We start from the raw sequence: 22,543 nt of genomic DNA, 5'->3' as shown, positions 1-22,543 counted from the left end.
GCGAGGACGAATGAAGCTGTTTGCGATCTACATCGGCGGGGAACACCCCGGCGCCAATATCGAGGTCCACGATATGCGCTTCCTCGTCGCCCCCACGATCGAAGCGACGAAAGACGCCTTGCTGGCGGAGTGGTGGGGACGTGAAGGGACGCTGCACATCGATTGCTGGTCGGAGATTTCGCAGGCGGACGGCTATGAGGTCAGCCTGTCGCCGACGCCTTATGAGGGCAGAGAAAGGCTCTACTACGTCAATCTGGGCGGCTATGACGGGGTGGCGTTCGCCGAGCAGCACCGCAATGTCTTCGTCGTCGCCGACAGCCTTTCGGCGGCCAAGGCGCGCGCCATCAAACGGGCCAAGGGTTGGACGGACGCGCACCGGGACGAAATGTATGAGGCCGAACAGGCGTTTGCATTGGACGACGTTGCGGGCGCCGAACGCCTGTATATCCACCTCAAGCCCAGCCTGATGAGCGGCGATCCGGACTTCACCTGCCGATATATGCCGATCCGCTGATCAGGCCGTGGGGCGCTTCAGCATCGCCGCGCCGTAGAGTTTCGGCTCGAAGCCTCTGGTCCAGAAGACCTTGCCGAGGCCACGCGCGCAGCGGTCGTAGGTGTGGGCGCGGTTTGGGCGGCGCAGGAGGGCGGCCAGAAGTGATGCGGCGCCCCATACGCCGGTCTGGACCAGGCCGACCACCATCCATTTGACGACGCCGGGCCAGTCGCGGCGGTCGGCGGCCATCTGGGTCGGGCTCTGGCCATAGGCGAAGGCGCGGGTCAGGGCGTAGGTCAGAGTGGCGCGGTGGGACGGTGCGAACTCGTCCACCCAGGCGTCGGCCGCCCAGCCGAATCGACCGCCGCGCGCCGACAGGGCGGTGAACAGCCGGTCGTCCTCGCCGCCCGTCTCGTTCATGGCGACATCGAACGGGGCCTCGCCCGGCAGGGCGGTCGCGCGTATCATCAGACTGTTGCCGCAACCGTGGATGTCGTCGGTCAGGCCGGTCGCGCGCGGGCCTTCGCGGCCAAAGAACCGCTCCAGATAGGCGGTGGTCCAGCCGGTGTTTTCCGGCACCCGCCCGCGAATGGGGCCGAAGACGACATCGGCGCCGGTCTGGGCTTGGGCGTTAAGCAGGGCGGCGAGCCACCCGGGAGAGGCGGCTTCGTCATCGTCGAGAAAGGCGATCAGTGGCGCGCCGGTCGCGGCCAAGGCTACATTACGCGCCGTCGCCACGCCGGGGATGGGGGCGTGGGCGTAGGTCAGGCGCACGGGCGCCTCGGCGCGCAACCGTTCGATCAGGGGGGCGGCCGATCGGTCGGGGTCGTTGTCGGCGACGACGATGGCGACGACGCGGTGCAGCGATCCGGTCTGGGCGAAGACGGAGCGCAAAGCCCGCTCAAGGCTGTCGGGGCGGCGCAGGGTCGGGATGATGACGGCGACATCGCGCATGGTCAGACGGCGTCCGCATAGACGGCGGCGCGATAGAGCCTGAGCGCAAAGGCGCGGGCCTTGATCGGCAGGGCCGTGTTTAGAGCGGCCTGTTTCATCAGGCGGCGCGCCAGGGGCAGGGCGGGCAGGCGTTTCAGGGCGCGCGCGGCTTTGTAGCTAGGATAGGTCTGGACGATGGCGGGGTGAAGGGCGACGACGCGGGCGAAGTTGCCGGCGCCCTGATCGAACTTGCGCACCAGATCCTCGACGGTGTCCAGGCCCATATGGGTGGCGGGATTGTCGATATGGACGACGGGAAAGCGGCGCGAGACGCGCATGGCCCACTCCACGTCCTCCCAGCCCCAACCGCTAAAGCCGGGATCGAAGGATTCGGCGGCGAACACGTCGCGGCGCACCAAGAGGTTGGAGGTGTAGACGTATTTTTCGGGCGTCAGGGCGCGCTGGGACGCCGGCAGGCATTCCGAGGCGCCCGATAGGGCGCGGTGGACGGCGAACCGCGCGTCGGTCGGCGCCTGATCCAGCGAGAAGCCGCCAAAGGCCACGGCGGGCGCGCTGTCGATGACCAGTCGCAGCCAGTCTTGCAGGAAGACCGGCGTGTCGGGCCGCATGTCGCTGTCGAGGAACAGATAGGCCTCGCCGCGGGCGGCGGTGGTCAGCCGGTTGCGGCCCCTGGCGCGGCCCTCGTTGGCGGCCAGAGTGATCAGGCGTACGGGCAGATGCAGGGCGTCGATGGTCGCCTGAAGTCCGGTCGTCAGATCAGCGTCGGCGGTGCCGTCGTCCAGCAGGATCAGCTCGACCGCGCCGGACAAGGCGGGGGCCTCGCTGTCCAGTCGGCGCAGCAGTTCTTGCGGATCGTCGCGCAGGAAGGGGATCAGGACCGAGATCGTCGGCGTCGCCTCAGACCAGGCGGCGTTGTCGTGGATCTGGGCGCTCATGCCGTCACGCTCCGGCGCGCTCGGATCAGGCGCATCAGGACGTCGCGGACGCCTGCGGCGTTCAGCGTCAGGGCCACAACGGCATAGACGAGGCCGCCCACGCTCGCGTCCATCATCAGCTCCAAAAAACCGCCCAGCGGCGGCAGCATCCAAACGATTACGGCCATGACGGCGGAGGCGATCCCGCAACGGATCAGCGCCTCCCACGGCATCGGCAGGGCGATGGCGCGGCGGCTGAGCAGGATGCAGGCGATCAGGCCGATGGCGAAGCTGGCGGCCGTCGACACGGCCGCGCCCGTCACGCCCATTCGGGGGATCAGCACCAGGTTCAGCGCGACATTGCACAAGGCCGGGATCGCCATCGTCACCAGCAGCAGCCCGGTCTTCTTTCCGAGCGTGAAGCCGAAACCGAAATAGTAGGCGATCATTCCTGACAGGAAGGACGAGGCAGCGATCCACGGCGTCACCAGCGCAGCGGCGGCGCGCAGATCCTGGCCGATCATCAACTCCGCCAGCGGTCGCGCGACCAGCGACAGGCCGACAGCGGCGGGCAGTCCGATCAGGATCAGGGTCGAACTCTGCTCGATGGCGGTCTGACGCAACGCTTCACGCCCGCCGCGCTCCAGCGCCATGACCATGGCCGGCGCCCCGGCCGCACCCAGCCAGATGAAGATGACGTCCAGTGTCCGGTTCGCCAGGCTGTAGCTGGCGTGATAGGCGCCGACCGCCGCCGCATCCATGAAGGCGGCCAGCAGAAACCGGTCCGTGGACGCTAGCACCAGCGCCAGCGTCAGCGACGCCGCAATGGGATAGCCATAGAGGGCATAGGCCTTCAGCCGCGTGCGATCCACCGCGCCGCCGCTGGCCCGGCGCAACTCGCCCGGCAGGATGAAGGGCAGGGCGAACATGGGGGCGATGGCCAGGCCCAGCAGGGGTGAGGCCGCGCCGGCGCCGGCCAAGGCGAACCCGGTGCCGACCAGAAAGCCTAGGATGGCGACGCCGATGTCCACGGCGGCGGATTTCGACACCTCGCCCGCCGCGCGATACCGCTCCTGCGCCAGCTTCGCGAGGTTGCGCACGGGCGCGCCGGCCAGACCGAAGGCGACGGCGATTTTGAAAGCCGGCGTCAGCGGCGCCAGCCAGACGACCATGGCCGCGACGGGGGTGAACACGGCGATGATGGCGAAGGAGGTGCGGTACAGGCTGGCGAAATGGGTCGCCATGCCTTCGGGCGTGCGCTCGGCCGCCCAGAATCGCGCCATCGACGCCTCAAGCCAGGTGAAGGTGACGGTGTGGGCCAGGGTCGTGACCGAAAACGCCAGGGCGTAATGGCCGAAGTCGTCGGCGCTGAGCAGGCGCGTAAAGACGAAGATCGTCAGGAAACCGACGACCCCCTGGACGATCTGGGCCGGCAGATAGCCCCAGACGCCGCGCCAGAACATGCGCTTCTCGCTCAACGCACGGCCGCCCGGTCGCCCAGCAGAACGGGAATGGTGACGGCGATGACCCACAGGTCCAGCCAGAAGGACTGGCGTTCGATATATTCGATGTCCAGCTGGACGCGCTCGCGCACCTGGGCCTCGGTGTCCACCGGTCCACGCGAACCCTTGATGGCGGCCCAGCCGGTCATACCGGGTTTGATGCGGTGGCGATGGGCGTATTCGGCGACCAGCAGGGCGGATTCGGTCTCGCCGGTCTTCATGCCGATGGCGTGCGGGCGGGGGCCGACCAGGGACATCTCGCCCGACAGGACGTTGAAGATCTGCGGCAGTTCATCCAGGCTGGTGGCGCGAATGAAGCGGCCGACACGGGTCACGCGGTTGTCGTCGGCGCAGACCTGGCGGCTTGCGGTCGCATCGGCGGCGGCGTGGCGCATAGAGCGGAACTTCCACACGATGATGGTCTCGTGATTGAAGCCGTGACGGCGCTGGCGGAAGAAGACGGGGCCGGGGCTGTCCAGCTTCACCGCCAGGGCGACCAGGGCCATGATGGGCGCAGCGACGACCAGGGCTGCGGCGCCGATCACCAGATCCTGCATCCGCTTGTTGAAGGCCCGGCGATCCGGGTTGGCAGGACCATCCAGAGACGCAAGCGGCGCATTCGCCAGCCGGTTCAGCAGCCCGTCGCGGCCCAACTCCGAATCGACCAGGACCGTCAGCGGATTGGGCAGGGCGTTCAGGGTCTGCGTCAGGTCGCGCACGCGCTGGCCGGCCTCAGGATCTATGGCCAGCACGATACGGTCGACATAGGGCGTCAGTCGGTGGGTCAGCAGGGCCTTGGCGTCGCCCAGCACTGGCACGCCTGCGACGCTGTCGGGCGATCGGGCCAAGCGATCGTCGAACACGCCGAGCACATTCATGTCGCGCCGCTCCAGCGCCTGTTCGATCAGACGTCTCGCGTTTCGGGTCGCGCCGACGATGACGATGTTGGGCGACAGCACGCCCAACCCACGCCACCGAACGATCATCGCCAGCCATAGGCCGTGCAACATGATCAGGCCGGCTGTCGTCGTCAGCGCCCAAGGCGCAATGACGTCCAGCGCCGGCCGGTCCATCACCCAGCCCAGGGCGAGCGCGATCGCGGCCGAGGCGACACCGACGCCCGCCACGCCCGCTATGTGCAGGGGCCAGGGCGTGTCGCGCCCGAATCGATAGAGCTGAAGCGCGCGCATCAGAACGAGCACGAGAACGGCGCCGACGACCACGGGTGCTGCGTCGCCCACGGTCATGTGGGCCAAGCCTGACGGGTGCATCACGACGATCGCGCCGAGCGCCAGCCCGCAAACCATCAGCACGTCGATTAGCCGGAAATAATGCGCCGACAGCCGCACGGATGATCGCTCGCGCGCATTCAGCCATATCTCCGGGCGGAACGGCCCGCGCGATGGCCGGCTCTTCAGCGGCATGTCGGCGGCAAGACTGGCGGGGCGGTCGAGCAACAGGCGGTCCAGAAGCGATCCGGGGGGGCGAATGATGGCCGCGATACTGCCGCTTTGGCCTCTATGTCGCGTTAACGTGGACGCTTTCTCTCGAACCGGATTGCGCGACGCATCAGCCTCCGCTATCGACGCCCTCGCAGGAGACGTGGCCGAGTGGCTGAAGGCAACGGTTTGCTAAATCGTCGTACCCCGTAAGGGGTACCGAGGGTTCGAATCCCTCCGTCTCCGCCAGCGTCTTCTCCTTGGCCTTGCACAACGGGGGTTCCGAGGGCTGCCGTGGCAAACCGACAGGTGGTTTGACAGTGGCGGTTCACTTCGTGTTCCGCGCGGATGTTCCCTAAAGATTCCTCTCGCCTCTTGGGCACCTGACGGCTGGGTTTGCCAACCAGCCTGAAAAGCCAACAGAATCAGTGGGGCATATAATCCCAGTTTGCCTAGCCAAGCTGCTGATATTGTTGGCAAGTGGCAGTTCCGTCGGGACTCCCACGAGCAAGAATTTAGCCAAGTATAGCAATGGCTTAGTGATCGTTTTGTAAAACGCCGCCCCTTGGTTTGTCATCTAGCCTTCCGGCGAGAATCCATCAGCATCGTCATCGCGTCTTCCGCGAGCAGTTTTTGTCTTGCGGCCTTCGTGTATCGCGCCACTTCGGCCGCTGTCTTGTGGCCAGTGACAGCCATAATCTGCGCCTCCGAACATCCGGCTTCCGCCAATCGGGTAGCTGCGGACTTTCGCAACCCATGGGCGGAGCACTGGGGCAGGCCCGCCTTGTTCGCGGCGTCCGACACGTAGTTGGAGAAGCCCTTCTCGGTGAATGGCTTGCCGAAGGTAGTAAGGACCAGATGCTCCGCGCGCGTCGGGAACGCCGCAAGGGAGCGCGCCAACTCGGGCACAATCGGGAGATGAAGCCTAACCTTCGTCTTCTGCTGTTTCAAATCTGCTGCGTCGGCAAATTGCGCGACGACCGATACGGCCTGGGCGGAAATCGCGCTTCGGGTCATCTGGCGAACGTCGGCGCTACGCTGCCCAGTGTATAGGAGGAGGTCGAACGCCAGTCGTTGGTTCGTCCCTACCGGCCAGTGGGCTTCAAACTGAGCAATTTCGGCTTCCGTCCAGGTGTGGAAGCCGTCCGTGTCGTATTTGATCTTCTTGATTCCGATCGCGGGGTTCCGACTGATCCATCCTCGCTCGACTGCGTAGTTACAGATCATCCGCATATAGCGCAGGAAGCTGTTAGCGGCGGCCGGCGTATCGATCTTCTGCGCCATGATGCTTTTGATATGGTGGGGCTCCAAGAGCCGAATGGGCTTGTCCCCATAGTCCCGCGCGATCGCTGTCATGGCGCGGCGATAGGTTCGTTTTGTAGCGTCCGAACCCAGGCTAACGAACTCCAAGGAGTTCAGGTATCCGTGGACCGCAGCGGAAATGGTGCCAGCTTGCACCCGGCTATGCATCTCAGGGCGCACGACCTCGCCGCTGAGCGCCACCTGATAGGTCGCCATGAACTCTGCCGACCCGGGCAGACCCGGAAGCGCGGTCCTCTTAAAGCCGGGCCTACGGAAGTAATGCCGCCACTTGCCGTGGCGATCGCGGAAGCGGTGGACCCACTTCAGCTTTATTGTAGCCACGTCTACACCGCCGCTTGGCGGGACGGTGCCGCCACGCCGTCCCAGGGGTTGGTGTCGTAGCCATCGCCGCCGGGCAGTAAGTCGAAGAACGCGTCCAGCGACGACCGATCCCAGACCTTGCGGGTGTCGATCCGTTTGGGTTGGGGCATGCGCCCGTCATCGACGAGTTCATCGAACTTCGTGGGCGACACCCCGATGTAACTGGCAGCAGCTTCGCGGCACAGGCCGCGCGGCGGAAGCGAGGGGGGCAGGGCGTCATACTTCTTCGACATGGTCACCCCGCGTCCGGCGGGTGGAGCGAAAGGAAGGGGCCGCTGACACGGCTCGCGATCTGGCTGCCGATCGCATCAAGTCGAAGGGTTATGGTGATCGGGGTGCGGGGCGCTTCGTCGAGGGGCACCTCAGCCTGCCAGGTGGTCCGATCAAGCGGATCAATGTGGGTGGCCTGGACGCGGTCCGTTGAGGAGATGCCGGTCACGGCGTCGACCAGGGAAAAGTGGTCGGCCTCATCCCACGAAAGGACCTGCGCGGCCAGGACCGGGGGCAGGTTCTTCACCCAAGTCGACACGTCTTGGGCTTCGACTGCCCACCAGCAAATGCTGTCGACGACCCGCCCGTGCGCCGGCTCCGAGAGGAGGGTGTTGCCGAAGGCGGGCCCGAGCCCGGCGTCGGCGAGGACTTTCAGCAACGCAACGCGCGCCACATCGCGGAGATCGAACGTGGCCCAGCCAGCCTCGCGCATCGGCAGATAGCCGTTCCGGCGCCAGTCGCGCTGCATCGTCGGGCTGAGGCCGGTGATGGCGGTCAACTCGCGAGGCAGGAAAGACCGCTGCTGCACTGTAAAGTCCATACGTGGGATGTACGACGCTTTCGGAGCGTTGGCAACCCCACGCTTTCTTGCATCCGCTCAAAAACTGGGTATATATACCCTGTCAACTCACATAGGAGCCACCCGATGCACTACTCTCTCATTCAGGACATGTGCGGACTGCGGTCGACCCAATTGATCGCCGACGACCTTGAGTCCGTGCCCGATTGCGGTGGTGTTTATATGGTGTTCGGCGACACGACGGAGTTGCTGGCGGGGACGGGCTACGCCGATATGGAGGTTCGCGAGCCCTTCATGATCGGCGGCACAGAACTCCTTTACATCGGCTGTTCCAACGATCTGCGCGCCCGCATCGCCTGCCACGTCAAGGATGATTCCACGGCGTCCAATTTTCGGATGTCGATGGGCTGTCTGCTGCGCGACCAACTCGACCTGGAAGTCTTTACCCACCCGCTCCGGGCGACTTTTCACTTCGGTCAGGGAGAGGCCCGACTGACGCGCTGGCTTTGCATGAACACTGCCATCGCGATCTGGCCGTGCACCCAGCCCCGTGAACTGGAGCGCGCGTTGATCAAGGCTTTGCCCGCGCCCATCAACATCAACGACCGCCGGCGCCACCCCTACGCGCGCGTGCTGATGGAAATGCGCGGCGCGGCCAGCGACCAGGCCGGGCGCGCCAAGCGAAAGCGTCAGTGGAAGCGCCCCGAGCCTACCGAATAGTCAGACGTCCCATCCGGCGAAAAAGTCCGCTGGGTGGACAGTGAGCGCACTGGCGAGACGCCCCAGCATCTCCACTGATGGATTGCCAACGCCCCGCTCGATGGAGCCCAGGTAGCGAAGATCCAATCCGGCCGCTTCAGCTACCTGCGCTTGAGTGAGACCCCGGGTCTTCCGCAAGCGCCTGACGTTGTCACCTACGATGGATACCCAGGTCTCGCCGCCGCGAGCCGGGGTGGTAGTCGGCGGCGGGGCCTCAGGCATGATTGTCGCTGAAAGCCGTCGCGGCTTCCCCCAACGTCCGGACGGGGTTCAGCAGGGCGTCCCAGTCCTCTTCCCGCACAAATAGTGGACGGTAGCGCTTGGGCGCGTCCTGCGCCGTCGCGTCTGCACACCACAGCTTCAGCCGCTCCCACTTCCGGGCGTCCTGGACATCTTCTCGGCCCTTGGTCTCGATGATCCAGACGACTTCTTCGACATCCCTTGCGACGAAATCAGGGTAGTAGTCGCGGATGATGCCGCCGCCGGCCGACTGGTATTCCAGCCGAAACCCCGTCGCCTCGGTGTTCTTGAAGAAGGACTGCACGTCCTGCGCGTCGTTAAGGAAGCGGGCGAAGCGCAGTTCGAAATCGTTGTCGCCAGCGACTTTGTTGAACATCGACTTCCGCGACTCAATCGCCTCCCGGCGACGGATGACCTGCGGACGGGTCTGGCTCAACTTGATCCGGTCCTGCACCGACGTCGTGCCGTTGTCCTGGACCGTGAGCCGGTTGATCTCGGCCTTCACAGTGTCCTTCAGCGCCTTGGTCACGCCAGGGTCGGCGAGGTTCTTCAAGACGTTCGTATCATCCAGATCGACCGTCTGATCGAAGAGGCGTGTTCGAACGAAGACCTCCAGCTTTCCGAAGAGCACGTCGAAGCCGCCGACGAGGCGCAGGTCCTTGATGATGGTTTGGGTGAACCAGCCGATCACATGGCGCCAGTCTGGCGCGGTTCCAGCATCGAGATTGAGGGTGTGGCTAATCTCCCCCGTCACGATCGGCTCGTAGAAGGTGAGTTCGCGCTGCTCCTCGGCACTGAACTGCTTCAGGGGCAGCCTTGGCGAGGGGAACGATGAAGCGTCGAGCGCCTCGAAATCCTTCAACTGCCGTTCGATGCGAGGCTTCAGACGCGGCAGTTCGATGTCGAGCGCGTCGATGTCCTTCTCGGGGTCGGCGTGGTCGACCTCGATGACCATGGGCCCTGCTGGCGTGGAGCCAGGCCCCATCGCCCGCCGCTCAAGTTCAACCCCCTCGTTCTTGATCTCGTCCACGAACGCCATGAAGGCCGGCGTTCCCAAGACGCTAACCTTTTCGTCGACGCCGGGACCAAACATGCGCCGGAGCCCGCGCCCAAGCGTCTGCTCCGGCAGGATAGCCGACGTGGCGGCATAAGGGCGAAGTCCGACGATGGTGGTGACGTTCTTTACGTCCCAGCCCTCCCGCAACATCATGACCGATACGACCGCGAGGAAGGGGCTGTCCCAGCCGTCGATGGCGGTGCTTTGGTCACGCAGGGCCTGGAGTTCTTTGGCCTTGGCACCCGAGGTGCTCTCGCTGATTTCGCCGGCGCGGTTGGTGTGGATGACGAGAACCTTCCCCTTCAGACGCGGGTATACGCCTTCCAGCCATTCGGCGACCGCGTCGCACTTGGTCGTGTCCTCGGTCATGACGAACAGGATCGACTTCTTCCCCGCCTTCTTCAGTTCGTCGTGGGTGCGCTCCCACTCGAAATAGCCCGCTTCAAGGTGGGCGCGGTATTGCTCCACATAGTCGTCGCTCTGGGCGACCTGGAGCATCGACTGGCTGACCGCGTCCGGCACTACGGGCGTCTTTACGACGTTCTGCGCGATGGCCTCGACCAAAGGGTAGTCGCTGATCGTCTGAACGAAGATGGCGCGGTTGTTGTGACGCGGGGTCGCGGTCAGATCGAGTTGCAGGGCGAGCCCTGAGCCCTTGCGCTTCAGACCAGCGTCGAGATCGGCTATCTCCTTAAACCACTGGGTGTCCGCACGGACATGGTGCGCCTCGTCGTTCAATACGATCAGGTCGGGAACGGTGCGGACGATGACGCCGAGATCGACCTTGCTGTCGGTCGTCTTGGCGACGGGTTTCGGGCCAAGGAAGTCGTCGCGCAGGTCCCACTCTGGGCTGGTGCGTTCATTCTGGCCTACGCGGTGGATGTTAGTCAGGAACAGGTTGCCAGTCTGTCCGACGTGGCCGAGATCGTCTTGGATGTGGACCGTCATCTGGAAGTCGTCCCTCCAGTCGCGGCCCAGCCAGCCATTGTCTGGCAGGACAGGGTCAGTGAAGAAAATCCTGCCGCCGTCAAAATCCGCGCGCAGCCGATCGAGCACGATGATGTTGGGCGCGATGAGCAATGCGTTGGTCGAGAGGGTCGACCCGGCTTCGTAAACTCGGTGGAAGTAGGACCAGGCGATGAGCAGACTCATCACCTTCGTCTTGCCGGCGCCGGTCGCCAGCTTCATCACATATCTCGCCCAATCCTCGTCGAAATGGCCTCGACCTACCGCGCCGAGGCTGTCGAACTTCATCAAGCTGGATGGATCGCGGGCCGCCTCGACCTCGTAGAGCCAGATTGCGCTCTCGACCGCTTCGCGCTGCCCGAACCTAAATTGGAACTGCCGCTCAGGACCATTCGGACCCCACTCGAAGTGGTCATGCTGGAACCACCAGCGCAGAAGGGCATAGGTGGTTTCGCTCGCCCCGGCGTAGCCGGCGGCCCGCCAGTCGTAGACACCCCGGCGGATGCGGTCGACCAAGGGCGGCGATAACTTCTCGGCGCCGATCCGACCGAGCAGTTCATCTCCCGGATACCACCGGACGTCGGGGTGGAGGATGGCGGTGGAGTCGCTCGGGAAGTCCGGATGGAGCGGCATGTCAGACGCCTGTGCTAGAGGTCGGCTCGGCCGCCGGGATTGACCAGATCGAACGCGCTACACCGAATAGGTCACGCGACCGCCTTTCTATGGCGTCCTCGTCCCAGATGTCGTTCGCCGTAACCTCGCGCGTCAGCACCAGAAGGGAGCCGTGTTCGGGCGACTGAAGCTTGACCTTTTTGTCGGTGAATGCGGCATGGCTCGACGAACTGTTCAGGGGCTGGGTCAGCAGCGTCAGATTGCCGACGGAGTGCTTCAGCCGGTTGCGCCGAACAATCTGGCCGACGACTGACTCACCCTCTTGCGCCCACCAGGCGGCCGAGAACTCTTCTGTTGTGGGTTGAAGCCCAGCCATCATAGGCCAGTGGCTCCGCCACTGGTCCGGCATGATGTGCTCGACCGTCAATCCCTCCTTCAGTCCGGTCGTCTCATGGAACTTATTGCGCTTCGCTGTCTCAATCTGCTCCAGGATGGCGCGGGTTCGGGCTGGCTGAAGCTGCTGATACATTGGCGACCGCACCCAATGCTGTTGGAATTCCTCGTCGCGAGGCCAGCGTCCCGACTCCGAGGTTTGCCGCAGGAAGAAGGCCCTTAGGGCGTCGGCGCTCCAGCCCGACTTATTCAGCGCAGCGATCGCCCCCAGGAACAGCTTGTTGTAGTTCTTGGGTGTCAGGCCGCAGACGGCCCGTCGGACGATGAACGACATGAGCGTGTCGAGCATCCCTGTTTTCGCATCGTCAGAAACATCAGAGCGACCCCATATCTGCATCACCAACGGGAAGACGGTGGTGACGTCCCAAGGGGCGAGCCTTCTGGCGAACCGCCCGAGAGCGGTACTGGGCGACCGCTCCACGATCTGTCGGTAGATGGCGCCGAAGCGTGTCAGTTCCGCCAGCTCGGTTTCGACCGACTCAAACGGGTGCTTTTTCAGGAAGGCCTTATACTCGCTGAACAGCTTTGTGATGGTGATCTCATTAGCCGTCTGAGACGCGATGTAGTTGCCGAGAAAGAACTCGATGCGCTGCTTCTTGTATCGCCCTTGCTTCTCTTCAAGCCCCCAAAACGGGTCTTCAAACGGGCCCCACAGCTTCTTGAAGATCGCTTCGGCCTTTTCGCGCCCCTCACGTTCTTCAGCGCGGTGATAGATATGGTTGCGAACCAAGTCAGCCGCGAGAAGCGGTTCGCCGCGTTCGTTCAGCGTTTCGAAGATGACCTGGGCGTCGTCGCCATCTTCAAGCACGATCTCGACCACTCGGAACTCTTCGACCAGGGCCTGCCAGATCGCGTCCAGTTTGATCTCGCGCGGAAGCCCGCCGTCTTCGGTCGCATCCGGCACCGCGTCGGCTGTCCCTTCCTTGTCCCCCTCGACGTCCAGGCTCTCCGGCTCGAACAACTCGTCCTGGAGACTGTCACGTTCGACGGCCTCCTTGATCCGGTCGTAGAAGTAGCCATAGCCGGCAATCATGCGGGGGGTGTGCTTATAGTCGTAGATTTGGTCGCGCTTGACGAAGAAATGCTGACCATAGGCGGCTCGTATGGCGGCGCGGTTCTTGCCCACGATGGTCGTGAAAAGTTCGCGGTTTTGCTCCGTTGGCCAGACCTTGAACACCTCGACCTCGGGCTCCTCCATAAGGCGGGGATCGGCGTTGAGCAGATAGCGCCCGATGTTGTCGGCAGCGGTCGTGTGTCCGATCGCCAAGGCGTAGTCGCGCGCCGCTGACAGGAACAACTGAAAGGTCGTAAGCCGCTGCTGCCCGTCGACGACCTGGAACGTCGGCACACGGCGCGCGGAAAAGCCGCCACGGGCCTCTAGGACGACGGCGCCCATGTAGTGCGAGTATCGCTGCTCGCGGCCGGCGAGGCGCTCGATAGCCTTGGCACGGATGTCGCCCCAGAACGGTTCCCACTGCTTCTGGCGGGTCCAGACATAGTTGCGCTGGTAGACAGGAACCGCATAGCGATTGCGGTTCTGGAGCAACTGCCCCACGACGATGGGGCCAGCCTTCATACCTCGACTCCAAAGACTTTGGTGGTGTCGTTGCCGAAGATGTCGATGACCTTGACGGCGATGACGTGCCGGCCGGGTCGATCGTAGGTATGGGCCGCGCTGGTCAGGTCCAGTTTGCGATCGCGGCGGGTGCGGAAACTTTGCCACTCGTTTTCGAACACGTAGCCGCCGGTCCACTGTGGGACATGCTTCACCGATCCATCGGGGAGGGTGATGGTCTCCACGATCGTCTCCTGGCGGGAATGGTAGTCAAAATCGACTGCCCAGTAGTCGATCCAGTCGGTCCACTCCTTGGTCAGCACCTCGGTCGTCGCGACGCCTTCCTTGTTGGTCGTGATCTTGACCACCTGCCCGCCATCGACAGTGACCTTTGACTTATTCTTTCCCATACCGGCGAACAGGGCCTGCACATCCTCCTGCCGGTAATTCACGCCGAAGTTGGCCAGGCTGACGGTGACAGACCGATCTTTCTTCGACGTCACTTCCGCCTTCGCTTCGAGGTAAGCAAGGTCGTGGAAGGCTACTTGGCCTTTGTCGACGGCTCGGCGATCAAAGACATCCTTAGGGATGTAGCGAAGCGCCACAGCTACCCCTTTCGCTTTCGCCTCGTCGACAGCGCGGGGGGAGAGGCCCATTTCAAACTCGAAGCCCAGCATATCAATGCGGGCGATGTTCATCTGACGAGCAGCCTCGACCGCCTCCCTCACCTGGCCCTCAGTGACCGGGGCGTCGACAGGGCCGACCACAACGAAGGCGCCGGCCTTGGTGGCGTGGAACGGTGGGGACTGGTCGGTGGGCTGCGCCTGATAGGCTTCGCAGATCAAATCCAGATAACGGGCCTCCTTAGCTGCGGACATGGCTTGACGCTGATCTTCGGGCAGATTGGGGTCGATACCGACAAACCACTGCCGCTCATACTTGCCCAAATTCAAGATTTCGAAGGCGCGATAGGCCTTACCCTCAGACTTCAGTTGGCGCTGGACCCCAATCAAGCGCTTACGGCTGCTGTGAATGGCGAAGCGCCCAAGGTCTGCACCAATCCACTTGCGGCCCAGCTTCTCAGCCACGGCCAGCGTAGTACCAGAACCGCAGAAGAAATCGGCGACGAGATCGCCCTCATTCGACGCCAAGGAGATAACCCGTTCTAGTAGACTTTCGGGCTTTTGGGTCGGATACCCAATCCCTTCGCCCGCCATGGGGTTGATAGGGAACACATCAGTCCACAAGTTCTGAATGGGTTGGCCTTTTAACTCGTCGAGGAAACGACGGCGCTGTATTCGCCCATCGGCTTTGCGAGGAAATTCGAGCCGACCCTCGCGGTCCATTTCTTCCATTCGCTCAAGCGAAACAGCCCAGCCGTTATCTGGCGGGGGGAATCCTTTATAGCTATACTTCAAGTTGGGACGAGGGTTCGGACTAGTTAGATTGTCTAGCCTATATAGGCGGCCATCTTCGTTTTTGTATCGGAACCGAGTCAGATATTCGGGATCGCTCTCGCCAAATACCTCGTTGAAGGTGTAATCAGATCCTTTTGAGAACCAATAGATCGTATCTGTCGTTGCTCCAAGCTTATTGTATGTTCCCATAAAGCCGGTTCGCCGCTTCCAAACGATCTCATTGACCATATTGCGGGACCCTAGGGTTTCATTAAGTACGGCCCGTAGTATATGACTTACACGTGTATCGCAGTGAACGAATATTGATCCATTTGGTGATAGTAATTCATATGCAAGACGAATTCTTTCGTGAATCATGCTTGCGAATGATCCGGCACCTCTTCCCCACGTATCTCGGTAAGCGATGTCTTCAATGATCGTAGGTTCTTTTGTTAGCGATTCTCCGCCCACTTCGACGTCGAAGCTAAAATCGGCCCCCACATCAAAGGGGGGATCGATATAGATCAGTTTGAGTCCACCAGCGTCCTCAATCTGCTTGCGGAGCGGCCCTCCTTTCAAGGAGGACAGGACCAACTTGTTGTCGCCCCAAATCAGCTTGTTAGACCAGCCCCCAACCTGGCGGCCGCCTCGGTTCAGGCTGAACAGATCGTCTCCTCCATAGGCGTCGGCGGCTTCGTGGCGCGGTTCGTCGATCTGCTCAATGGATTGAAACGGGAGCACGGCTTGGGTGACCTCGTGCGTCTTGCCGGGCCAGACCAGTTCCGCCTCGCGCGGCTCCCGAAACAGGCGAAAACGATACTCGTCCGGCAACGGCTCGCCCCGGCCGATCAGGTCCTTGATCAGGTCCCGCTCTTCGGGGGTAAGGCTCATGTTGGATTTCCTCTATCGAATCATCGCCAGCATAGCCCGACGATTGGAGCCGGAGGTTGTGTTTATGCGTGTGGCCTGTGGATACGCTCGGCCAGGAAGTAGATGCCGAGCAGCGTGGTGATCACTACCTTGGCGCTGAGCCAGACCGCCAAGCCAACATAGGCCGCGTTCAACGCCAAGGCTGCGTGGCTTAACGCCGCCTCGTTGACGGCCTTCGCCAAGAGGTCGTTGCCACTGGCGCTGAGAAGATCGACGCTGAGAAATAGGAAGACGGCGATGAACGCGAGCGTCGTGAGGTAGCCGAACAGATGCGAAAGGAACATGCGAAAGGTAAGATCGACCCAGTCGCGCTCGTTGCCGGTCTTCAGCTTCAGTTGAGGCGCCGGATCGGGCATCGTTTCGTCCATCTCGGGCCGGCTAAAGGTCGCCACGGCGGCCAAGGCAGCGATGAAGAATCCTGGCAGGGTGGAGAAAACGGCGATCAGGTGCCGGCTTAAGCTACCGTCACCAACAAGTGCCGGTTTAACTGGCAGTGCGACGTAGACGGCGATCCCGAGCACAGCAAAGACCAGGGGGGTCCACCTAAGCGCTCCTGTCAGGTCAGGGTGCCTCACCCCACCGAATGCGAAACCCCGCCCGATCTGATAGATCAGGTCCAGCATCAGGTGCGATCCGCGACCACCTGGGCGACCATGCGCTGGGTCAGGAAGGGAGTGAGTGTCAGCGAAGAATCGTCCATCGGCGGGTTGATGTTTCGGACGTGGTAGGACTGCACATACTCCTGCTGCTGGGGCGCGCCGGTCGCGATGTCATAATCCATCTGGCGTTGGTTGCCGGCCGGATCCTTGAATCGAAGTCGGGCGGTCTGGAAGTTTCCCTGCTGGCTCTGAGCAGCGGCCAGGATCGCCCCCATGCGCCCTTGGCGCGGCATGTTGGCCGAGGCGCTGACGATCAGGTAGCGCTCTCGCTCCACCAGATATTGATTACCCCCGAGTTGGTTATGGGGGGTGCGGTCGATCAGGACCATGCTTTGAAAGTGACCGCGTTCGAGGTCGTTTACGACGCTTGCCGCCGGGTGCCCCTCCATCTCGATTGAGGGCACATAGTCATGCATCTTGGGATCGCCGGCCCTGGTGCGCGCCCCGCCAGGATCGGCGTATGAGAAGCCGACCAAGCCATTGTTGATCGCTCGCTTGATGAGAGCGTTGAGGTGCGCCTGGACCTGGCGGTGGCCGATGCCCGGCACCCCCTCCAAGTGGCCTAGATAGACAGTCGGCTGGTTGGCCTCATGGTCTAGCGAGATGACCAAGTGCGCGGCCCGCTCCCCGTCCTCAGTAGCCCCTCGCAGAACCGGCCGGCTATTGCCGGTCGCGCGGTCGTGAAAAAAGGGATTGGCGGCGTGGATGTCGCCGCGTCGGATCAGCAACTTCACCACGCGATTGGCCTGATCGATCTCGAAGTCGCCGATCCGGTAAACGATGTCGCCGCGCTCGCGCTGGTGATCCGTGTCGCCAGCGGCGAACAACGCCGCCCAGGCGGCGACGATGTCCTCGAACGACGGGTAGGGCGCCAGACGCGCTCGGCGTTGGACGCGAAAGTCGTAGTTGAAGACCTGTCGTTCGTGTCGGCGCACCGCGTCACCATTCCCAGCCCAGCGTAGCGTCACGCTACGTCAGGTTCGGACAACGGCGCAATGGTATTGACGGTTAGCCAATCCGCCGGTTAGTCCAACGAAATCAATGAGGGGCGTTCAAAGGGGTTGCCTCGCTAAGTCATTGAATTCTGGCGCAGGTGGAAATCCCTCCGTCTCCGCCATTTCCCCAAATCGCTCGTCGTTTTGACAGACCCGCTTACGCGCTGGGTTATGGACGTCACCTGTCTTGTCGCTTTGAGCGCTGCTGACTTCGCCGCCTCATGGCAAACAGGCCGTCTGCTAACGCGCACCCCGGCCGAACGATCTGCTCCAACGCAACACGGCCCGCAGGCGACTGCGGGCCGTGTCTTTTGATCCGCGGTGACGCGTCGGCTTAGACAGCCTTGGCGCGGTGCTTGTCGGAGGAGCTGCGGGCCAGTTCGCGGTTCAGCCACAGGGCCACGAGAGTGCAGATGGCGCCCGACAGCAGATAGGCGCCGGCGGCGATCAGGCCGAACTGGCTGGAGATCCACAGGGCCGCCAAAGGCGCGAAGCCGGCGCCGAACAGCCAGGCCAGGTCCGACGTGAGGGCGGACGAGGTGTAACGGTTGGTCAGGCTGAAGCTGGAGGCCACCGGTCCCGAGGCCTGGCCGAACGACAGACCCAGCAGAATGAAGCCGGAGATCATGAAGGTCAGCTCGCCGACCGGGCCGCCGTTCAGCAGCTGCGGCGCAAAGCCCGAGAAGGCGGCGATGCCCGCGGCCGTGATCGCCAGCAAGGTGCGGCGGCCGTAACGGTCGGCCAGAATGCCCGAGGCGAGGATGGCCAGCAGGCCGAAGACGGCGCCCACCATCTCGATCAGCAGGAAGCGGACCGGCGTTTCCTTGGTGAACAGGAACACCCACGACAGGGGGAAGACGGTGACCATGTGGAACATGGCGAAGCTGGCCAGAGGCGCGAAAGCGCCGATGGCGATCTTGGGGCCTTCGTCGCGCAGAGCCTGCGATACGGGCGTGGGCTGAAGCTCGCGCGTCTCGAACAGCGTCTGGAAAGCCGGCGTCACCACGATGCGCAGGCGCGCGAACAGGGCCACGACGTTGATCGCAAAGGCCACGAAGAACGGATAGCGCCAGCCCCAATCCAGGAAGTCGGGCGCGGACAAGGTATTCAGGAAGAAGGCAAACAGGGCAGAGGCCACCAGCAGACCGATGGGCGCGCCCAACTGCGGTATCATGGCGTACCAGCCGCGCTTCTTCTCGGGCGCGTTCAGCGCGAGCAGCGAGGCCAGACCATCCCAGGTGCCGCCCAGCGCGACGCCCTGGCCGATGCGGGTCAGGCCCAGCAGCACCGGCGCCCACATGCCGATGCTTTCATAGCCGGGGATGAAGGCGACCGACACGGTGGACGTGCCGAGCAACAGCAGTGCGGTCGTCAGCTTGGCGCCGCGCCCGAACTTGCGGTCGATCGCGATGAAAAGGACCGTGCCCAGCGGACGGAACAGGAAGGCGAGGGCGAAGACGGCGAAGGAGAGCAGGGTGCCGCCCACCGCGCCCGCATAAGGGAAGATCAACTGCGGGAAAACGACCACCGAGGCGATGGCGTAAACAAAGAAGTCGAAAAACTCGGAAGTTCGGCCGATAATGACGCCGATGGCGATCTCGCCGGCGTCAACCTTGCCATGGCCCGTATGAAGGGCGGCGGCGTCGCGTTCCAGCGACTCTGACGAAGGGGTCGTCGAGGCGGACATGGGCTTGGTCGCTCCGTGTGAGACTGAATTATCGGCCGTACGGCAGGTCGCCGCATTATGACCGCGCGGCCTTTGCGATGAAAGCGGCCTCAAGAGGATAGGACAGATTGTCCAATGTCGTTCCAGGTTGAAGCTGACTATCGGGCGCAGTTCGAACGCCAACCGTCGCGGCGCCTCCCCCTGGCCCGACGCTTTTCGATTGGATCCGCCTTGCGCCGTCTGCGCCTACTTTTGCTCGCGCCCTTTGTGGCCCTGCTGTCGGCCTGCAATCTGGTCGTCCTGAACCCTGCCGGCGACGTCGCGTCCCAGCAGGGCGATCTGCTGATGATCTCGACCCTGCTGATGCTGATCATCATCGTGCCGGTCATGGCGCTGATCGTGTTCTTCGCCTGGAAATATCGGGCGTCGAACAAGGAGGCCGAGGCCGACTACCGCCCCGACTGGGATCACTCCACGTCTTTGGAGTTGGTCATCTGGGCCGCGCCGCTGATGATCATCATCTGCCTCGGCGCCCTGACCTGGGCCGGCACGCACCTGCTGGATCCCTATCGTCCCATCGATCGGATCAAGCCGGGCCAGGCCGTCGAGGAAAGCGTCGAGCCGTTGCAGGTCAATGTCGTTGCGCTCGACTGGAAGTGGATGTTCATCTACCCGCAGTACGGCGTCGCCACGGTCAATGAACTGGCCGCGCCGGTTGACCGTCCGATCCGTTTCCACATCACCTCGTCCTCGGTGATGAACAGCTTCTACATTCCCGCCCTGGCCGGCCAGATCTACGCCATGCCGGGCATGGAAACGAAGCTGCACGCCGTCATCAACCGTCCGGGCGAATACGAAGGCTTCTCGGCCAACTATTCCGGCGACGGCTTCTCGCACATGCGCTTCGCTTTCCACGGTCTGGATCAGTCCGGGTTCGACCAATGGATCGCCGGCGTGCGCCAGGGCGGCCAGACGCTGGACCGCGATCGCTATCTGGAGCTGGAAAAGCCCAGCGAGAAGGTGCCGGTCATGCGCTTCGGCGCCGTGGACGGCGCGCTGTGGGACGCGATCCTCAACATGTGCGTCGAGCCGGGCAAGATGTGCATGGGCGAGATGATGGCCATCGACAAACAGGGCGGCCTGTCCATGGCGTCGGTGCGCAACACCATGCCGCTGGTCTATGACAAATACGCCGGTCGCGGAAAATCGCCCGCCTACTTCGGCTCGAACGACAGCTACGTCATGACGATCTGCACCCCGCTGCAGGCCGAGGCCGCCGCGGCCGACCGCATGCGCCGCGCCGAGCTGGATACGGTCGCCGGACCGACCAGCCTGGAGCGCCTGACCGGGCAGGGGTTGTCGCCCGGTCAAACTCCGATGGCCTCGCTGACGACGCTGGCCCGCAATCCCTTCGCCACTGGGCCGGTTCCGACCGACGTCCGTTCCGCCCCCAACGCCTGAGCGAACACAGTCGATGAACGCTGATCAACTCATTCCGCTAATCTTCGGGCGCCTCACGCTTGAGGCTCTGCCGTTGCACGAGCCGATCCTGGTCGTGACCATGTCGGTCGTGCTGCTGGGCGGTCTCGCCCTGTTCGGCGCCCTGACCTATTTCAAGCTATGGGGCTATCTCTGGAAGGAATGGTTCACCACGGTGGACCACAAGAAGATCGGGATCATGTACATGATCCTGGGTCTGATCATGTTCGTGCGCGGCTTCGCCGACGCCATCATGATGCGCCTGCAACAGGCGATGGCCTTCGGCGGGTCCGAGGGTTATCTGAACGCGCACCACTATGATCAGATCTTCACCGCCCACGGCGTGATCATGATCTTCTTCGTGGCCATGCCGCTGGTGACGGGCATCATGAACTACGTCGTGCCGCTGCAGATCGGCGCGCGCGACGTTTCCTTCCCCTTCCTGAACAACTTCAGCTTCTGGATGACCACGGCCGGCGCCATCATCGTCATGGCCTCGCTGTTCGTGGGCGAGTTCGCGCGCACCGGCTGGCTAGCCTACCCGCCGCTGTCGGGCATCGGTTACAGCCCCGGCGTCGGCGTCGATTATTACATATGGGCGTTGCAGATCGCGGGGGTCGGGACAACGCTGTCCGGCATCAACCTGATCGCGACCATCGTGAAAATGCGCGCGCCCGGCATGGGCATGATGAAGATGCCGGTCTTCACCTGGACCTCGCTGTGCACGAACGTGCTGATCGTGGCGTCCTTCCCGGTCCTGACCGCCGTCCTGGCCCTGCTGACGCTGGACCGTTATGTCGGCACAAACTTCTTCACGAACGACTTCGGCGGCAACCCGATGATGTACGTGAACCTGATCTGGATCTGGGGTCACCCCGAGGTCTACATCCTGATCCTGCCGCTGTTCGGCGTCTTCTCGGAGATCGCTTCGACCTTCTCGGGCAAGAAGCTGTTCGGCTATACCTCCATGGTCTACGCCACGGTCGTCATCACGATCCTGTCCTACCTGGTCTGGCTGCACCACTTCTTCACCATGGGCTCGGGCGCCTCGGTGAACAGCTTCTTCGGCATCACGACGATGATCATCTCGATCCCGACGGGTGCCAAGATCTTCAACTGGCTGTTCACGATGTACCGCGGGCGCATCCGGTTCGAGCTGCCGATGATGTGGCTGGTCGCCTTCATGCTGACCTTCGTGATCGGCGGGATGACGGGCGTGCTGCTGGCGGTGCCGCCGGCCGACTTCGTGCTGCACAACTCGCTGTTCCTGGTGGCCCACTTCCACAACGTCATCATTGGCGGCGTTCTGTTCGGCCTGTTCGCGGCGATCAACTTCTGGTGGCCCAAGGCCTTCGGCTTCAAGCTGGACAAGACGTGGGGTCTGATCAGCTTCTGGTGCTGGGTGCCCGGTTTCTGGCTGGCCTTCCTGCCGTTGTATGTGCTGGGCCTGATGGGCGTGACACGCCGGATGCGGGTGTTCGACGATCCCTCGCTGCAGATCTGGTTCGTCATCGCCGCCATCGGCGCCGGCGTCATCGCCCTGGGCATCGCGGCCATGTTCATCCAGTTCGCCGTGTCGATCATCAACCGCGACAAGCTGCGCGACACCACGGGCGACCCGTGGGGCGGCCGCACGCTGGAGTGGGCGACCTCCTCGCCGCCGCCGGCCTATAACTTCGCCGCCACGCCCTACGTCCATGACGCCGACGCCTGGTGGGACATGAAGAAGCAGGGTTATCAGCGTCCGCTGAGCGGCTACAAGGCGATCCACATGCCCTCGAACACCGGGGCGGGGATCATCATCTCGGGCCTGTGCCTGGTGATGGGTCTGGCCTTGATCTGGTACATCTGGTGGCTGGCCGCCATCAGCTTCATCGGGGTGCTGGCCGTCTCGATCGGCCATACCTTCAACTACAAGCGCGACTACTACATCCCCGAGGATGAGGTCCGCACGACAGAAGAGGCGCGCACCCGCGCCCTGGCCGGAACGGAGGCCTGAT

General features: G+C 63.2%; 18 protein-coding genes and 1 tRNA gene. 5 read left to right on the top strand and 14 right to left on the bottom strand.

Annotated elements, in window-relative coordinates; genetic code table 11:
- The first annotated feature begins 10 nt into the window (after nucleotides 1–10).
- Complete coding sequence (locus LG306_RS12025) at nucleotides 11–514, top strand: DUF1543 domain-containing protein (protein WP_404414796.1); 504 nt, start codon at nucleotides 11–13, stop codon at nucleotides 512–514.
- Here LG306_RS12025 and LG306_RS12020 read toward each other — a convergent pair whose 3' ends face one another.
- From LG306_RS12020 to LG306_RS12005, 4 genes are read right to left on the bottom strand one after another with little or no spacing between them, the layout of a single operon-like run.
- A complete protein-coding gene (locus tag LG306_RS12020; protein ID WP_404414793.1) occupies nucleotides 515–1,447 on the bottom strand; it encodes a glycosyltransferase family 2 protein in 933 nt (310 codons plus the stop codon). It abuts the gene before it with no gap.
- Between the two features lie 2 nt (nucleotides 1,448–1,449).
- A complete protein-coding gene (locus tag LG306_RS12015; RefSeq protein ID WP_404414790.1) occupies nucleotides 1,450–2,382 on the bottom strand; it encodes a glycosyltransferase family 2 protein in 933 nt (310 codons plus the stop codon).
- The gene (locus LG306_RS12010; protein ID WP_404414787.1) at nucleotides 2,379–3,839 is read right to left on the bottom strand and encodes a polysaccharide biosynthesis C-terminal domain-containing protein; all 1,461 of its coding nucleotides are present in this window, start codon (nucleotides 3,837–3,839) and stop codon (nucleotides 2,379–2,381) included. Before LG306_RS12010 ends, LG306_RS12015 begins: the two co-directional genes overlap by 4 nt.
- Nucleotides 3,836–5,287 carry an exopolysaccharide biosynthesis polyprenyl glycosylphosphotransferase gene (locus LG306_RS12005; RefSeq protein ID WP_404419722.1) on the bottom strand — a complete coding sequence of 484 codons (1,452 nt, stop codon included), beginning with the start codon at nucleotides 5,285–5,287 and terminating at the stop codon, nucleotides 3,836–3,838. The genes LG306_RS12010 and LG306_RS12005 overlap by 4 nt, the downstream gene beginning before the upstream one ends.
- Nucleotides 5,288–5,459: 172 nt before the next feature.
- Here LG306_RS12005 and LG306_RS12000 point away from each other — a divergent pair.
- Nucleotides 5,460–5,551: transfer RNA gene (locus tag LG306_RS12000), tRNA-Ser, on the top strand.
- Nucleotides 5,552–5,875: 324 nt separating this feature from the next.
- Here the strand turns inward: LG306_RS12000 and LG306_RS11995 are convergent.
- The 3 genes from LG306_RS11995 to LG306_RS11985 all read right to left on the bottom strand — a co-directional run bounded on the left by LG306_RS11995 (nucleotide 5,876) and on the right by LG306_RS11985 (nucleotide 7,754).
- On the bottom strand, nucleotides 5,876–6,820 hold the full coding sequence (locus LG306_RS11995; protein ID WP_404414785.1) for a tyrosine-type recombinase/integrase: 945 nt from the start codon (nucleotides 6,818–6,820) through the stop codon (nucleotides 5,876–5,878).
- A gap of 128 nt (nucleotides 6,821–6,948) precedes the next feature.
- A complete protein-coding gene (locus LG306_RS11990) occupies nucleotides 6,949–7,218 on the bottom strand; it encodes a helix-turn-helix transcriptional regulator (RefSeq protein ID WP_404414782.1) in 270 nt (89 codons plus the stop codon).
- Nucleotides 7,219–7,220: 2 nt separating this feature from the next.
- On the bottom strand, nucleotides 7,221–7,754 hold the full coding sequence (locus tag LG306_RS11985) for a hypothetical protein (protein ID WP_404414780.1): 534 nt from the start codon (nucleotides 7,752–7,754) through the stop codon (nucleotides 7,221–7,223).
- Between the two features lie 147 nt (nucleotides 7,755–7,901).
- Between LG306_RS11985 and LG306_RS11980 the strand changes: the two genes are divergently transcribed.
- Nucleotides 7,902–8,495 carry a GIY-YIG nuclease family protein gene (locus LG306_RS11980; protein ID WP_404414778.1) on the top strand — a complete coding sequence of 198 codons (594 nt, stop codon included), beginning with the start codon at nucleotides 7,902–7,904 and terminating at the stop codon, nucleotides 8,493–8,495.
- On the opposite strand, the gene LG306_RS11975 is transcribed toward LG306_RS11980, so the two are convergent.
- From LG306_RS11975 to LG306_RS11945, 7 genes are all read right to left on the bottom strand, one after another.
- Nucleotides 8,496–8,756 (bottom strand): helix-turn-helix domain-containing protein, encoded by a 261-nt coding sequence (locus LG306_RS11975; RefSeq protein WP_404414775.1) that lies wholly within the window; start codon nucleotides 8,754–8,756, stop codon nucleotides 8,496–8,498.
- Entirely contained in the window at nucleotides 8,749–11,430 is a 2,682-nt protein-coding gene (locus LG306_RS11970; RefSeq protein ID WP_404414773.1) for a DEAD/DEAH box helicase family protein, read from the bottom strand. Before LG306_RS11970 ends, LG306_RS11975 begins: the two co-directional genes overlap by 8 nt.
- 1 nt (nucleotide 11,431) lies before the next feature.
- Nucleotides 11,432–13,438, bottom strand: a complete 2,007-nt coding sequence (locus tag LG306_RS11965; RefSeq protein WP_404414770.1) for a DUF262 domain-containing protein — start codon at nucleotides 13,436–13,438, stop codon at nucleotides 11,432–11,434.
- On the bottom strand, nucleotides 13,435–15,705 hold the full coding sequence (locus LG306_RS11960) for a site-specific DNA-methyltransferase (protein ID WP_404414767.1): 2,271 nt from the start codon (nucleotides 15,703–15,705) through the stop codon (nucleotides 13,435–13,437). The genes LG306_RS11965 and LG306_RS11960 overlap by 4 nt, the downstream gene beginning before the upstream one ends.
- A gap of 62 nt (nucleotides 15,706–15,767) precedes the next feature.
- A complete protein-coding gene (locus LG306_RS11955; RefSeq protein WP_404414764.1) occupies nucleotides 15,768–16,367 on the bottom strand; it encodes a hypothetical protein in 600 nt (199 codons plus the stop codon).
- On the bottom strand, nucleotides 16,367–17,338 hold the full coding sequence (locus LG306_RS11950) for a hypothetical protein (protein WP_404414761.1): 972 nt from the start codon (nucleotides 17,336–17,338) through the stop codon (nucleotides 16,367–16,369). Before LG306_RS11950 ends, LG306_RS11955 begins: the two co-directional genes overlap by 1 nt.
- A gap of 394 nt (nucleotides 17,339–17,732) precedes the next feature.
- Complete coding sequence (locus tag LG306_RS11945) at nucleotides 17,733–19,085, bottom strand: MFS transporter (RefSeq protein WP_404414758.1); 1,353 nt, start codon at nucleotides 19,083–19,085, stop codon at nucleotides 17,733–17,735.
- Nucleotides 19,086–19,295: 210 nt separating this feature from the next.
- On the opposite strand from LG306_RS11945, the gene cyoA reads away from it, so the two are divergent.
- Nucleotides 19,296–20,525: a ubiquinol oxidase subunit II gene (gene cyoA / locus LG306_RS11940; protein WP_404414756.1), complete on the top strand. Its 1,230-nt coding sequence runs from the start codon at nucleotides 19,296–19,298 to the stop codon at nucleotides 20,523–20,525.
- 13 nt (nucleotides 20,526–20,538) lie between these two features.
- On the top strand, nucleotides 20,539–22,542 hold the full coding sequence (gene cyoB, locus LG306_RS11935) for a cytochrome o ubiquinol oxidase subunit I (protein ID WP_404414753.1): 2,004 nt from the start codon (nucleotides 20,539–20,541) through the stop codon (nucleotides 22,540–22,542).
- Nucleotide 22,543 lies beyond the last annotated feature (1 nt).

The organism is Brevundimonas vesicularis, assembly GCF_044807075.1.
In the GTDB taxonomy this organism is placed as follows: Bacteria; Pseudomonadota; Alphaproteobacteria; order Caulobacterales; family Caulobacteraceae; genus Brevundimonas; species Brevundimonas vesicularis_G.
Note: the sequence above shows the minus strand (reverse complement) of the source record. Positions and strands in the feature narration are given on the sequence as shown.